This is a genomic window from Pelodictyon clathratiforme, assembly GCF_982375515.1.
Genome location: NZ_OZ455102.1, coordinates 216,926 through 231,213, shown reverse-complemented (window position 1 = coordinate 231,213; position 14,288 = coordinate 216,926). Strand labels below are relative to the sequence as shown.

Annotated in this window: 13 protein-coding genes; all 13 read right to left on the bottom strand. The window is 47.6% G+C overall.

The genetic code is table 11. The features are described 5' to 3' along the window. Nucleotides 1–90: 90 nt before the first annotated feature. Nucleotides 91–2,832 carry a BamA/TamA family outer membrane protein gene (locus AC56AD_RS01190; RefSeq protein ID WP_012507078.1) on the bottom strand — a complete coding sequence of 914 codons (2,742 nt, stop codon included), beginning with the start codon at nt 2,830–2,832 and terminating at the stop codon, nt 91–93. 111 nt (nt 2,833–2,943) lie between these two features. After that, nucleotides 2,944–4,269: a Clp protease N-terminal domain-containing protein gene (locus AC56AD_RS01185; protein WP_012507077.1), complete on the bottom strand. Its 1,326-nt coding sequence runs from the start codon at nt 4,267–4,269 to the stop codon at nt 2,944–2,946. A gap of 30 nt (nt 4,270–4,299) precedes the next feature. After that, nucleotides 4,300–4,599: a hypothetical protein gene (locus AC56AD_RS01180; RefSeq protein ID WP_012507076.1), complete on the bottom strand. Its 300-nt coding sequence runs from the start codon at nt 4,597–4,599 to the stop codon at nt 4,300–4,302. Nucleotides 4,600–4,706: 107 nt separating this feature from the next. Continuing rightward, entirely contained in the window at nt 4,707–5,693 is a 987-nt protein-coding gene (locus AC56AD_RS01175; protein ID WP_223293948.1) for a vWA domain-containing protein, read from the bottom strand. An 85-nt stretch (nt 5,694–5,778) separates the two neighbouring features. Further along, nucleotides 5,779–6,789 carry a vWA domain-containing protein gene (locus AC56AD_RS01170; protein WP_012507074.1) on the bottom strand — a complete coding sequence of 337 codons (1,011 nt, stop codon included), beginning with the start codon at nt 6,787–6,789 and terminating at the stop codon, nt 5,779–5,781. Nucleotides 6,790–6,878: 89 nt separating this feature from the next. Next, nucleotides 6,879–7,901 (bottom strand): sulfate ABC transporter substrate-binding protein, encoded by a 1,023-nt coding sequence (locus AC56AD_RS01165; RefSeq protein ID WP_273279107.1) that lies wholly within the window; start codon nt 7,899–7,901, stop codon nt 6,879–6,881. Nucleotides 7,902–7,932: 31 nt separating this feature from the next. Next, complete coding sequence (locus AC56AD_RS01160; protein ID WP_190274010.1) at nt 7,933–8,400, bottom strand: Lcl C-terminal domain-containing protein; 468 nt, start codon at nt 8,398–8,400, stop codon at nt 7,933–7,935. Nucleotides 8,401–8,457: 57 nt separating this feature from the next. Continuing rightward, complete coding sequence (locus AC56AD_RS01155) at nt 8,458–8,790, bottom strand: hypothetical protein (protein WP_150085543.1); 333 nt, start codon at nt 8,788–8,790, stop codon at nt 8,458–8,460. Between the two features lie 140 nt (nt 8,791–8,930). Next, complete coding sequence (locus AC56AD_RS01150) at nt 8,931–11,294, bottom strand: tetratricopeptide repeat protein (protein WP_012507070.1); 2,364 nt, start codon at nt 11,292–11,294, stop codon at nt 8,931–8,933. 334 nt (nt 11,295–11,628) lie between these two features. After that, the gene (locus tag AC56AD_RS01145) at nt 11,629–12,111 is read right to left on the bottom strand and encodes a DUF4405 domain-containing protein (protein ID WP_012507069.1); all 483 of its coding nucleotides are present in this window, start codon (nt 12,109–12,111) and stop codon (nt 11,629–11,631) included. Nucleotides 12,112–12,266: 155 nt separating this feature from the next. After that, on the bottom strand, nt 12,267–13,364 hold the full coding sequence (locus tag AC56AD_RS01140) for a glycosyltransferase family 4 protein (RefSeq protein ID WP_012507068.1): 1,098 nt from the start codon (nt 13,362–13,364) through the stop codon (nt 12,267–12,269). After that, complete coding sequence (locus tag AC56AD_RS01135; protein ID WP_012507067.1) at nt 13,361–13,822, bottom strand: RNA polymerase sigma24 factor; 462 nt, start codon at nt 13,820–13,822, stop codon at nt 13,361–13,363. The genes AC56AD_RS01140 and AC56AD_RS01135 overlap by 4 nt, the downstream gene beginning before the upstream one ends. Nucleotides 13,823–13,944: 122 nt before the next feature. After that, nucleotides 13,945–14,235 (bottom strand): sll1863 family stress response protein, encoded by a 291-nt coding sequence (locus AC56AD_RS01130; RefSeq protein ID WP_012507066.1) that lies wholly within the window; start codon nt 14,233–14,235, stop codon nt 13,945–13,947. Nucleotides 14,236–14,288: the final 53 nt, after the last annotated feature.

The window sequence follows — 14,288 nt, the reverse complement described above, 5'->3', positions numbered from 1 at the left end:
AAAGTGTTGGGCAGGACAGAGTAAAGATGGTGTGTAATTTAATTTTTTGTCTGAAGCCTGGTCAAGCAATAAATGGGCACAAATATAGGACTAAAAACTGAAACCCGTCCTGAGATAGATTCCGTAATCCTCCATCAGTCGGCCATCATCAAATCCCTGTGCAAAAACGATGCTTGCGGAATAGCGCGACTCAATACCGCCAAACCACAACCCTCCGCCAGCACTGGAATGCCATGCGCTGGAATCCTCTCCGTCAAGAAAAACCCTGCCGGTTTCAGCAAAAGCCAGGGGGCCATACATAATCGGAACAAGAAACTTGAAGGTACCCAGGTAGAGACGAAGTTCCGAACCGGCATAGAGTGAAGCATCTCCGGCAAAACGCTGCCGGTCATAACCCCTCAATGAGGTGGAACCACCAAGAAAAGCCGCTTCATAAAAGGGATATTCACCCCATAACTTCTCTCCGCCAAAACGAAGGGCCAGCCGTGAATAACGGGATGAAACCAGCGGGATATAGGTACGGAATTCACCACTGAGTTTTCCATATGCCTGTTCATTTCCAAAAAACTCGGGATAATAGCTCCCACTGACATCCACCATGATTCCGCTGAGAGCCGTTGTATTGCCCGCCTGACCTGCGACTGCAAGAGAACTTGCCTGCTTTCTTGGTGAAAGTGCAATGTCATCTCCGCTATCGCGTGAATCATAATGAAATCCAACCCTGAAACTGCCAGCAAAATCATGATTGATACCGGGAACCTGGGCTCTGTTCAGGTCATTGAATGAACCTGGGGTAAGAGCAAGGTCTATCCATTTTGCACCGACTCCTGCGCTCCAGTTATAATTCCTATCCATCGGATAACGCAATGAGGCACTTAAAGAGGTAACCTGGTTGAGAATTTCAAAATCATCTTCCGTGAGGCCTGTGCCATTATAGTATTTTTCGTTTCCAAGCCCGTAGAAGTTAATGATATCAATACCCGTCGTACCCGCTTCTACAAAAAGTGATGTATTCCTGAAAAGCGACCGGAAATCGCCTGTGTACTTCAGTTTATAACGAATATCCTCTCCGGTAGAAAAACCTCCGTTCAGTTGCATTCTGTAACGATAAGGGGTCGCTCTGAAGCTGTAATCTACAAGAGTGGCTCCCATCCCAAGAAATACTCCGGTATCCGAGGAATAATCAACGCTTGGACGAAAACCAATCTCTCGACCTTCATCACGCGCCATCAGATCATATTTCTCCTGATCATCAACCGGAACAGAAACCGTATGACGGTCAACCACGGTATGGTTCCCGGTGACAAATTCCGATTTCTCACCATCATCATAGAAAAAGGTCATCATCGCGGAGGTATCGGGGTCACCAGAGAGAGCTCTTATGGAATAATCTTCAAAGATATCCTGCCCCTCACCGCCAATAACCCTTACTTTCACTCCACCTTTGCAGACCGGCCCATCAACAATAACCCGGTCATCGCCTCCCTGAAGATAGAGTCTGACCTCATTTGTTTCGACAGGATGGAAGATGCGTGAATAGAAAGGCACTCCCTTTGCGGCTCCGGTATTGCCATCTCTTTTGGAAACTGCAACCTCTATACTGCCATCCGCCGTACGATGTACCTTTGCATACTCAGATTTATTGCTTGTATAGACATCCACATCTCCAGCATAAAGCAGATAGAGTTCTGCAGATGCTTTGTCAAGTAGGTCTCTTCTTGATCGAAGCTCACGTTCAAGACGAGCACCCTCCTTGTCGTACATTGCAGGCGGCATCTTCATGACGGCATCATGGATAAGCTGGTCAGTCAGTTTCTGCTTGACTTCGATGGTAACCGAATCCCACTCTGTCCTGTCAATCCCGGACAAGAGACGCCGGTCAAGAGGACGACCGGAGAAGCTTAAATTTTTGATACTCGGATAATTTTCCCCAAAATTCGTCATCCGGGGAACAACCCTGGTAATAATCCATGAAAATACTCCGTCCTGACGGGAGAAGGCATGATCCCTGTCTCGGGGAATAGGATACCATCTGGTATTGCCCTCTTTTTTATAACCGGCCCATTTCCACTGATCGGAGTGACGATCCCAGTCACCGATAAAGAGATCAAGCAATCTTGCCCTTAAATAGGATGCGCTATCAACCTGGTTGTCGTTATCTTTTTCAAGGCTGTTAAAAACGGTATACGTACCAGATATTTTATCCGATCCTTTGAAACCTGTACCTGCACCTTCACTTTCATTCGGACGTTCCTCTATTGTCCCCGCAAGACCGGAAAATTCATCATAATATTCACCAAGACGATCTTTATCGTAAGGTAAAACCGTCAATTCCGGAGCAACATTATAAATAGAAGCAGCATCAAGCAACGGGGAAACAATAACGCCCGACACAGGATTTGAAGTGGTAACCTGATCCTGTAAAACTGCAGAAATAACGGTATTCTTCAGCTTGGAGGGCATGCCGCGTGAAGGGTCTTTATCGAGAGAACGAAAACGATATTCCCTTCCATTTGCTCCCCTGAAACTCAACGTCATCGTCTGAAAACCGCCCCCTTTCTCAAACGGCACCAATCCACCAGCAAAAGAGCCCAGATCAAGAACTGGCATCTCGACAGGGGTTGTCCAGAGTGATCGCCAGTGTGCACCAAACATCAGGGTATGCAGCGCCCCTGCCTCATAATCAGCACAGGGCACAACGCTCACCCGCTGTTTCCCATCAAGCTGTTCAACAGGGATTCTTGATATTGCGGCACTTGCTGTAATCGGACTTTCCTGCGAAAAAAGTGAAAGAACAAGCAGCGATGCGACCCTTTTACGCGATAACCTCATAACAAAAATAAATTAACAGAACGAAGCCCCCAAAGAGAACTTCTTCCTGACGGTTGTAAAGAGGTTACAACGTTTTAAAAACGCAATAAATTCAAAGCCCGAAAAAGCAGGTTATTGCCCTCCAGCTTCAATTTCGCGCCTCAAGGCTTCTCGTTCAATTTCAAGACGACGGATCTCACGGTTTATCCGATCAAGCTCTTCAGGACTGCTGTCGATTTCAAGGCGGAGACGCGATGAAGCCTCGTCAATCAGATCAATAGCCTTATCGGGCAAAAAACGGTCTGCAATATAGCGGTTGGAAAGCTCGGCAGCGGCAACGATAGCCGCATCCTTGATACGTACGCCATGATGGATCTCGTATTTCTCCTTGAGTCCGCGCAAAATAGATACCGTGTCCTCAACACTCGGCTGATCGACCACCACGGTCTGGAAACGACGTTCCAAAGCAGCATCCTTTTCAATATGCTTGCGATACTCATCAAGGGTGGTGGCGCCTATACAACGCAGTTCGCCGCGAGCAAGAGCCGGTTTCAAAATATTGGCCGCATCCATTGACCCCTCCGCTGACCCGGCACCAACAAGCAGGTGAAGTTCATCAATAAAAAGAATGACCTCCCCTTCGGCAGACTGAACCTCACGGACAACCGCTTTCAGGCGCTCCTCGAACTCTCCGCGAAATTTGGCTCCAGCCACAAGCTGGGCAATATCAAGCGCGGCAATCTCTTTACTCTTGAGGTTTTCAGGTACATCACCAGCCACAATGCGTTGAGCGATTCCTTCGACAATTGCAGTCTTGCCAACCCCCGGTTCACCGATCAGTACCGGATTGTTCTTGGTACGGCGACTGAGAATCTGCAGCACTCTGCGAATCTCCTCGTCACGACCGATAACGGGATCGAGTTTCCCCTTTCGGGCCTGATCATTGAGGTTCCGCGAATATTTTTTCAGTGAATTATAGCTCTCTTCAGCGCTCTGACTGGTGACCCGCTGGGAGCCCCTGACTGTGGCAAGGACTTTGAGAATGGAGTCCCTGTTGAATCCTGCATCCCGCAACATCCGTGAAACCGGTATGCCAGCCTCACCCATGGCAATCAAAAGATGCTCGGAGCTGATGTACTCATCCTTCAGGCTTTCGGCCTCTTTAAGAGCTACATCAAAGACCTTGCCGAGATTCTGGGAGATATACTGCCCTGTAGCAGAAGCTCCCGTAACCCTCGGAATTCTTTCGATTTCGCGATCAAGCGCCAATTGCAGCGTTTCTGCCGACGCCTCCAGCTTCTGTGCTATCTGTACGGCAATACTGCTTTTATCGTCGAACATGGCATAGAGAAGATGTTCCGGCTCTATCTGTTGATGCTGACGGCTGGCAGCAAGCGTCGAAGCCGCCTGCAATGCCTCCTGGGCTTTCAGGGTAAACTTGTTTGGATCGAACTGCATGGTTTTAGCTGTTTTGCGAGACGTTCATGTTCAGGAAGAGGAACTCTCTTCAGTAGGTGGCTGCGGAATGTTTTTTATAAGGGCGCCAACCACAAGCCGCAAAATCTGGGCACCTGTAGATAACAGCTCCACACTTTTCTCCTGGATATGTCGCTGGGTATCAAGCTGATCCTTGAAGAGTTCTACACACGCCGGATCATAATCTCCTCCACTCACATAGGCATCAATCACCTCTTCAGCTTCAGCGAAAGGCAAGCTGAATACCCTCAACCCCAGCCTTGCCCTTTCAATTGAGTCAAGAACTTTCTTACCACTGTTCTGCTGCTCCATAACGTCTCTGTTTTTCGTCTGAAAATGAACCAACCCCACTTGATTATACGGAATAATGTAACATTTTTTTTCAACAAGAAAGGGGTAACGCTCTCTCGGAAGAGTTCTCAGGAACAGCTCCGCCTCTTTCCTGCAGCTCTTCCAACCATAGTTTCAGTGAGCAGTAAAAAAAGTCCTGCCGCAACAAAATAACGATAAAGCGGTTCACGCTCACCAGGCTCCATCACCCATCGGGAAGCGGAGGCAATACGGTTAATGCTTTCAGAAACCTCCTTATAAACGGCATGTTCGGCACTGCTTCGAAAATAAAACCCGGCAGCTTCACGGGCCAGCATCTGTAAGAATTCAGGTCTGAAACTGCTCATGATCACCCTGTCATGCTCATCCCGTTTGACTCCTTCCCCGGCATCATCCAACGGAATCACAACAGGCTGACGCATACCAACTCCTATCACAAACAAATGAACATTCGCTTTTTTCAACTGCTGGACTGCACTCCGAACCTCACCGGTATGATCCTCCCCATCACTCAGCAGCACCACAATCTTCTCTCCTTTTACCCCTGATGCCATTCGATCCTCCAATGTCGGTTCAAGAAGTCGTCCGGCAAGCTCAAACGCCGCACGGAAAGAGGTACCCTGCTCTTCGATCAGATCGGGTGAAGCCATGCCAAGCAGAGCATCGAAAGCATCCCGATCCGTCGTAAGGGGGCACTGAACCAGTGGACTGGCAGCAAAAAGAAGAATAGACATCCGTCCGCCAGTGACAGCACGACTGATACTTGTTATCTCCTGCTTCGCCTGCCCGAGACGGTCAGGAAGCACATCTCTTGCCCTCATACTCCGGGAAACATCAAGCATAAAAACGATATCGGCACCTTTGCGCAACACCGGTCGGCCTCCACTGCAAAACCGGGGACCCGCCAACGCAAAGAGCAGCAACGCGATACCACAAAAAATCAACAGTTTTTTTACAACCAGAACTCTCAAAGACAGGCGTCCCATCATAGCATCAATCAGCGCAGGGCCAAAAACGGCTTCGCGTGCATGAAGCTGCCTTACGACTCCATACCCCAAAATCACGGCAAGGGGCATCAAAAAAAGTAAATATCCAATATTATCTGGCCAGGCAAAACACATGAGATCACTCCTGTACGGCAACTATTTCAATATCAATACGCTACGGTATCCTGAGCAGTCGGGTATTCGACAAAACAACCTCCAGCAACAGCAGCAGAATCGCCATCGTCAAGAGCGGCAAAAACAACCCTGAACGATGCTCCATAACCGGCCCGGTAAACCGTTTTTTTTCAAGCCGATCGATAGATCTGATTGTTTGATCAAATGCTGCTGGATCCTCGACTCTGAAATACCCTCCACCAGTCGTTCGGGCAATCCCCTGCAGCGACTCTTCATCCTTCTGTATGTAACGGCCACTCTCCTCTGGCGGATCAATGCGATCTTCAACAACTTTAAAACCGGCGTTTATAACATAAATTCTGACCCCGCTCCGAGCTGCTATGCTGGCTGCCGTTCCTGGCCCAACCTCTCCAGCATTATTTTCACCATCCGTAACAAGAATAAGTACCTTGTGCAACGACTCCGACGCTTTGAGACGATTGACAGCAATAAGAATCGCCGTACCAATCGCCGTACCATCATCCTGTATCACCCCAGGAGAAAGACGGTCAAGCAGCATGGCAAGCACCTCATGATCGAGGGTCAACGGACACTGTGTATACCCCTTTCCACGAAACACCACAAGCCCAATCCGGTCATTCGAACGACGCAATACAAAATTGCGCGAAACCTCCCGCGCAGCATCAAGACGGCTTGTTCCACCAACATCTTTCTGAAGCATCGATTCCGAAATATCAAGGGCCAGTATCACATCAATACCCCGCGATTCAGCTTCACTCTGACGAAATAAAAGATGAGGCCCTGTAAGCGCAAGTACACAGAGAACAAAAGCACTCCAACGCAGCCAATGCGGCATTTCACGCAACCACAAATGGGCATCAAATCCCGAATCTTTCAGCCTTTCAACTCCCGGAAAGAGAATGGCAGGAGTTTTGCCAAGATGCTCCCGCCAAGCCCTGAACCAGGCAGCCAGAGCAAACAACGGCAAAAGCAACAGCCACGAGGGCTCTGCCAACTCAATACGCGGTATACGGGCAAACCAATCCAGCATAAAACAGCATTATCCGTTTAGCTCCATTCACAGAAATCTGTCTTTGGATATCCTGAACACTGTGAGCTCTTTTCAGCGAAAAAAATGTTTCAGGGTACGTAGATCTGATCAAAAACTCCTCCATCGCCAAAATGGGTTTTCTGGGCAATGCGCCAACTTCCAAACACCTCTTGAAGGGTAAAGAGCTTGACGGGCGAAAAATTTGCCGCATATTTTTTCCGTGCAGCAGGAATGCACGGACGATAGAAGTGTTGTGCAATAATTTCCTGGGCCCTGGAAGTGTAGAGAAAATGCAGATAAGCTTCCGCCAACTTGCGGGAACCATGTTTCATAACGTTTTTATCCACAATGGCCACTGGTGGCTCTGCAAGAATGCTGATTGATGGAGCGACGATTTCAAAGTTGTCTGCACCGTACTCTTCAAGAATATGATGAGCTTCATACTCCCAGGTCAGAAGCACATCACCAAAGCCGCGCTGCGCAAAAGTTATGGTTGAGCCACGGGCTCCGGTATCAAGCACCTGAACATTACGGTATAATGCCTTTACAAAGTCTTGTGCCTCCTCTTTTGATCCCGTCTGTTTTTGCTTGTAGCCCCATGCCGCCAGGTAGTTCCACCGTGCAGCGCCTGATGTTTTCGGGTTTGAAGTAATGACCGATACGCCAGGTTTCACCAGATCATCCCAGTTTCTGATCTGTTTCGGGTTTCCCTTCCGAACCACAAAGAGAATGGTCGATGAGTATGGAGTGCTTTTGAACGGAAACCTTTTCTGCCAGTTACATGCGAGAAGTTTACACTCGGCAATGGCATCAATATCACTGGCAAGTGCCAGCGTCACCACATCAGCCTCTTCAAGTCCGTTAATAACAGCACGGGACTGCTTTCCTGTAGCACCATGTGACTGGTTAATGATCACCGTCTGGCCGGTTTTCTTTTTCCAGTATTGTACAAACGCCGCATTTTCGGTTTTGTAAAGCTCCCGCGAAGTATCATAAGAGACATTCAGCAGCGAACAGCTTTCTCCGGGTGTCGTTGCAGCAGTGCCCGACACGGCGAAAAGGAAAAGCAGCAGCGCAAAAAACATGATTTTTTTTATCCAGTAATAGCTCACTTTCTTCCCGTTATCATAAACAAGAGATCAGTTAAAAGGTGCGAACTGGCCGGACGGACAAACTCTCTACCTTGGGAATCAACTTTTGAGAGCCATCAAGGAATTGCTGACTTAATGCAGATTGTTGATCATACTCCGTCGAGCTCCAGTATCTGTCGTCTGAAAAACCACCAATGAGTGTTCTTGCGAGATAGAGCTTGTTCAGCTCATCCTTGTTCGGCAAGTGCCAGTCGTTATAACCATTTTCCTCCATCCGCTCACACGCTCCAAAAGCATCGCTCCAATTGAAGTTTCCCGAGAGATTCTCTTTCGCCGCAATAAGACCATGTTGCACCGACGCGGTATATGCTGACTTACTCTGCTTTTCAAGAAGAGCAACCTTGCCTCGCGTCACCTCTGTCTCCCCGTTAGAGGGAGCTGCCAACAAAAAAGGGGAGGTCGAGTAAATCATCATGACTGTCAACAGGGAGAGGCATTTCCTTTTATGTGCTTCCATCATGCAAAAATAATCCATTAAAAAGAGGACGCTCTCACTGGAGAACATGAACTTCCATCGTTACCGATATATCTGTTGAACATCGCTTTTGATAACTTCATTGGCAGTAACACGTTCGGGCAACAAAGCACCAGATTCACCCCAGTCACCATAAGAGGGTGAATCAAATTTATCGGATGCCGCTTTGGCATCCGACCAGTAGAGATGCTCCGACAGCGTAGTCTCACCGACAATCATGACCTCTTCTGCCCTTTCCTTAAAACCCTCCTCACCTGGCTGGAAGAGGTAAATGACTATACCGCCAGCATATTCATCGCCAACTTTCAATGTACGTGCCTGAGATAATGGCGAAACGCCCAACAGAACAAAAAAAGAGAGCAATAAAGACTTCATGAGCCGGAGAACAGTTCTTTTTACGAAACATTTCATCATTTTTTTCTCTTCGCTTGATACAACCTTGATACGAATTGAGTGTTTATCATTAATGCCTGTTCGACAATATAAGACATTTCACACAATGACCACTCCTGATATCAGTGATGCAGACTCCTTATCACTGCTGCACGCTTTTGCGCCTCATCAGCAACAACTCCCTGCCCGGTTTTCCGGCAGATGATCGCCAAATGTTCAAGGAGCGTAGCAACATTGGCATCAACAGGACCAAGACTCTTCTCTACAATTGCCAATGAACGTCTGGTAAATGGCTCAGCCTCAGCATAGCGACCTTCAGCAGTATAAAGTTCGGCAAGGTTCTGTAAACTCACAGCTACATTTTGGTTATCCTGACCGAAACACTTTTCGCGAATCGCAATGGAGCGGGTAAAGAGTGGCTTGGCATCAGCGTATCTACCCTCAAATTTGTACAGTAATGCAAGATTATTCAGGGTGGTGGCCACATCAGGGTGCCATGCCCCGAAGACTTTTTCCTGAATGGCAAGTGCTCGCCGGTACAACGCTTCTGACTCGACATTGCGGTTACCGGCATAATAGAGCCTCCCAAGATTGTTCAGTGTTGTAGCAACATCCGGGTGCTCGACCCCGAAAGCCTTCTCCTGAATATCGAGTGCACGAGTGTAGAGTGGCTCGGCCAATGCACAACGGCCTTGAGCCTGATAAAGAGCGGCAAGATTATTCAGACTCAAGGCAACATCCGGATGATCAAAACCAAGCGCCTCTTCACGAATAGCAAGCGCACGGACGTAAAGGCGATGCGCTTCAGCATACCGACCATCAGCAGAATAAAGAGATGCGAGATTATTCAGACTTCTTGCGACATAGGGGTGATCAGGGCCAAAAAACTTTTCCCGGATGACAAGTGCACGTCGGTAGAGTTGCTCAGCATCTGCATATTTATTTTGTATTGAATAGAGCTTCCCTATGTTGTTCAGAGTTCTTGCAACACAGGGGTGATCTAAACCAAAAACCTTCTCCTGAATGGCAAGTGCACGATTATAGAGTGGAGCAGCATCTGCATACTGGCCTAACGAGCGACAGAGTTCAGCCTGGTTATTCAGACTTTCGGCAACCATGACATGCTCAGGCCCGACAGACTCCACCCGCAATGCAAACGAACGACTGTACAGCAGCTCAGCAGCTCTGTATCGGCCTTGTGCGGAATAGAGTCCGGCAAGGTTATTCATGCAGGTTGCTCTGTCGGGTTGAACCGAACCGACAATCTTATCGCGGATGGCAAGCGCCCTCTTCATAAGCGCTTCAGCATCTGCATACCGGCCCTGAAACGAGTAAAAACCGGCAAGAGCATTCAGACCCACTACTGTCTGGATGTGAGCGGAACAAAAAAACTTTTCCTTTATTGCAAGGGCTTGCAGAAAGAGTGGAGCCGCTTCAGCATATTTGCCCTGCGTTTTGTAGAGCTCAGCAAGATTATTCAGGCTTATTGCCACATCAGGGTGAGCGGAACCAAAAATTTTCTCCCGAATTGCCAGTGATCGCTTGTATAATGGAGCTGCCTCTCTAAACCGGCCTTGTGCAAAGTAAAGGCCGGCAAGATTGTTAAGACTCGTCGCAACATCGGGATGCGCAGTACCAAATATTTTCTCCCGAATTGAGAGCGCACGGGTCAAAAGAGGCTCAGCTTCTGCATAACGGCCAAGAATCTTACAGAACTCTGCAAAGTTGTTCAAAGAGGTCGCAACTTCCGGTTGATCATGCCGAGCAAGCTTTTCACTGATTGCCAGTGCACGTCGATAGTATGGCTCGGCTTCAGTATATCTGCCCTGAAACTGACAAAGAGTTGCAAGGTTGTTCAAGCCCATGACAACCTCGGGATGATCAGGATGGTCTGGACCAAGAAGCCTGTCATGCATTGCTAATGCACGCTTGAAGAGTAGCTCGGATTCCAGATACCGTCCCTGAATAAAATAAAGTCCTGCAAGAGCATTCAGACTCATTGCAATAGAGGGATGATCCGGCCCAAAAGAGCCCTCACGGATAGCAAGTGCACGAATGCAGAGAGGCTCTGCCTCTGCGTATCGGGCCTGAATTTTATATAACTCCGCCAGGTTGTTCAAACTCGTTGCCACATCGAGGTGAGCAGAACCAAGGGATTTCTCCCGGATTGCCAGTGCCCGCCTGAAAAGGGTGTCGGCTGTTGCATATTGATTCAGAAAGAAGCACTGACCAGCAAGATTGTTCAGACTCAAAGCAACCTCAATCTGATCAGGATCGGCACTCTTTTCCGCCTGTTCCAAAGCTTTCCTGGCCTCAACAAGGGTGCGCATACTGGCATCACTCTTGAGAGCTGCAAGGGAAAGAGTGGCACCAATCGTGCCTGTAAGGGCGATGATGATAAAAAAAATCAACCCCGCCGAAGCAGCAGCAAAGCGCCCAGAGCGCCAGGACTTTCCTCCCCGCCAATACTGCAAATAACCAGTCATAATATTCCGTTGCAGGAACCCCAATTGTACGAACGGGTTCTGGTTGCTCGCCAAGCACGTTATGCGTTATAAATCATTACTGGATGGTACATCATATCAGCGTATTTTCCAAAGGAGAACCATCTGTTTTCAACGACCTTCTACCGCAAGAGTTCCGCTTGTTTACACTACCGAGCGCTCATATTTGAACAGACAGACACTACAACCTAAAGCCTGTCGGCAGAAAATTTCCCCCTTCATCTCCGAAAAATCGCGCTGGGTAGCTTCAACGTCCATTTCACAAACCACATGGCAGGGAATATTGAAGCGACCTCACCGGCAGCAGCCTGAAAAGTTATTCAGACTCATGATTACCGCGTGAATTGATGATAGTACCTGACCTCTGCTGCCTTTCTGGAGATTGCATTTTTGGACCTTCCCATGATTTTGAAATGCTTCTGCCAAAATCAAGTATGCCCGAAAACGGCTGAACTTTGTTGTAGGTACCAATACCAAAAAGAAGAGAGAGAGCAATGATGGCAAGAAGCTCAACTGAACGTCTGGTTCCGTCAGTGCTTTTTGTTTTCAGGTAAGAAAAGAACACTTTCCAATTAATGGCAAAAAGATGAAACAGGGAGATAAGGGAAAAGGCAAATCCAAAAATAATATGCTGGTTTTGCCATTCTGGTTTTGTCAAACCAATCATACTCCAACCCATCGCGCCAGGCCCTCTGCCCGATGGGCCGATATAGAGTATCACACCCGAAATCAGGATCATAAAAAAAGAGAGAAAAAGCCCGAAACTTGTAAATATTCGCCAACTGAACAGTTGTTTCATAGTACACCCACAGAAAAAATATTGTTTTGCGTTGTCTGTCCTTGTTTGATACATCAAATTAACCCGCTGATTCCGGTCATCTCTACACATAAAGTCATCAAGTCGGCATCATTCAACAGCTCCCTCCGGATCAGCGGAAAACAGCATTCCTCGCATCAACCAAACACGTTTGCTCCATTCTGGTGCAATGGAACTGACAGAGCATGATTCGTCATCCTGTTCTGGTGCAAGCTATAGTAGAGTTCTTCATAATTATCAACCATCGTATCAAGGGAAAAACGCCGTTCAAACTCCTCGCGGCAAACGTACCTCGACAGGGAATCAACCTTATGAATAGCTTCGATAAAGTCGAGCTTGCTTTCACAAATAAAGCCTGTTTTACCATGCGTGATCACTTCCGGAGCAGATCCACATCCCCTGACGATAACCGGAGTGCCACAGGCAAGTGCCTCAATCATGACCAGACCAAACGGCTCAGGCCAATCTATGGTATTGAGAAGAGCCTTGGCATTTTTCAACAGCTCGACTTTCTGCTGATCACCAACCTCACCGACATACTCAATAAGTGGATGATCAAGCAGTGGCCTGATTTTTTTCTCAAAATATTCCTGGTCTGTCGGATCAATTTTGGCTGCAATTTTCAGCGGTATATTGCACTCACGAGCGAGCATGATTGCCTGGTCAGGTTTTTTTTCTTCAGAAAAACGACCGAGATAGAGAAAATAGTCTCCTGGTGTCGCATTGAATTCAAAACAGGAGGCTGGGTAACCATGATAGATGGTTTTTGCCCAGTTGATATCTTCGACAGGACGGCGCTGGGAATCACTGATCGAGACATAAGCCATATCACGGTAGGTTCTCAGCATTGCTGAACTATCTCCGAGATCAAGTCTGCCATGCATCGTCAGAACAGTTGGCACCAGCGTTTTATGAGCATACGGAAGTGTCAGGTATTCAAGATGGGAGTGAATGATATCAAATTCATGAAGCATTTTCTCATAAACCCGGCTTAACATCATCATTGAGACGATCATGGGCGTATGCTCCTCTCCTCCAAGTCGAAGTGCTTCTTTTATGGGAGCAACAAGCCTGGCACTGGTTATGGAGTCTCCCGAGGCAAACAGGGTGACGTCATGACCTCTCTCTACCAATCCTTCCGTCAAATGGTAAACAACTCTTTCGGTTCCACCATATTTCTTCGGAGGAACACGCTCCACCAAGGGAGCTATCTGCGCAATTCGAAGTTTTTTCATAGCACACTCTCCCGCGTTAAAGAAACACCTGGCAACAGAGGAGCATCAAGAGAGAGCATTCCCGTTGCAAGCGATTTGCGTCCTGCAGACAACCATACTCTTATGGTATCAAGGGGCTTGCCGATTATTGTTGATATCGTCCGATGTTTCAGTCCGGAGATCTCTGAAAACAATACCGAGAGCTTGATATCTGCATCCCGTCGGCTTAATGACGCCACCAGGCGATTCATAGGCTTTCGCAGTGACTTCGATACAGGATGCAACCCATCACGACCAAAACTATCAAAATAACACCCTCTGAATATTGAAAACATCTCTTTTTCAGGAGTATTCCTGTCAACATGTAAATAGGTTCTGTTGACAAGCTCAACAGCAGCGTTCTCAGAGCCGGTCATCCAATACGCAAGGCTGTAAATATCATCCATCAAATCCATCGGCGTTCTTTTTTCCTTGATCATGGGAACTCCTCATATCAGGTATAAGATTGATATAACCAATTTTTACTGCAATTTTTCAAAAAAGCAAATAAAGTCGCAGCAATTCGATGCTGCGGCTCCATCTGTGTAAACGGTTTACTGCATCAATCCTTAAACTTGTCAGCAATGTCTTTGAGAGCATTACTTGATGAGCGTAAGGCACTCTCCACACCATCCTTGAGCTTCTCCCAAGCCTCTTCTCCCGCCTCACCCAGCTCCTTCAGCTTGCCTTTTGCGGTTTCGATCCCATGCTCAAACTCATCAAGCTGTTTGGCATAGTTGAGATGAGCTTCGGCATTAAAATTTTTTGCTTTTGCCCTGAACTCAACCAATCGTGCCTGTGCCAGTTCCAGCTCGGCAGCAGCTTTCTTTTTATAAGCTTCCTTCAAATTCATAGCGACTCTCCTGTATTATTTTAGATTCAAAAAGTATCCGTCAATCTTGCCTG

Coding starts and splice junctions, on each gene's coding strand:
- AC56AD_RS01190 (WP_012507078.1), bottom strand. CDS start 2,832: ATGAGGTTATCGCGTAAAAGGGTCGCATCGCTGCTTGTTCTTTCACTT.
- AC56AD_RS01185 (WP_012507077.1), bottom strand. CDS start 4,269: ATGCAGTTCGATCCAAACAAGTTTACCCTGAAAGCCCAGGAGGCATTG.
- AC56AD_RS01180 (WP_012507076.1), bottom strand. CDS start 4,599: ATGGAGCAGCAGAACAGTGGTAAGAAAGTTCTTGACTCAATTGAAAGG.
- AC56AD_RS01175 (WP_223293948.1), bottom strand. CDS start 5,693: ATGCCCCTTGCCGTGATTTTGGGGTATGGAGTCGTAAGGCAGCTTCAT.
- AC56AD_RS01170 (WP_012507074.1), bottom strand. CDS start 6,789: ATGCTGGATTGGTTTGCCCGTATACCGCGTATTGAGTTGGCAGAGCCC.
- AC56AD_RS01160 (WP_190274010.1), bottom strand. CDS start 8,400: ATGATGGAAGCACATAAAAGGAAATGCCTCTCCCTGTTGACAGTCATG.
- AC56AD_RS01155 (WP_150085543.1), bottom strand. CDS start 8,790: ATGAAGTCTTTATTGCTCTCTTTTTTTGTTCTGTTGGGCGTTTCGCCA.
- AC56AD_RS01150 (WP_012507070.1), bottom strand. CDS start 11,294: ATGACTGGTTATTTGCAGTATTGGCGGGGAGGAAAGTCCTGGCGCTCT.
- AC56AD_RS01145 (WP_012507069.1), bottom strand. CDS start 12,111: ATGAAACAACTGTTCAGTTGGCGAATATTTACAAGTTTCGGGCTTTTT.
- AC56AD_RS01140 (WP_012507068.1), bottom strand. CDS start 13,364: ATGAAAAAACTTCGAATTGCGCAGATAGCTCCCTTGGTGGAGCGTGTT.
- AC56AD_RS01135 (WP_012507067.1), bottom strand. CDS start 13,822: ATGATCAAGGAAAAAAGAACGCCGATGGATTTGATGGATGATATTTAC.
- AC56AD_RS01130 (WP_012507066.1), bottom strand. CDS start 14,235: ATGAATTTGAAGGAAGCTTATAAAAAGAAAGCTGCTGCCGAGCTGGAA.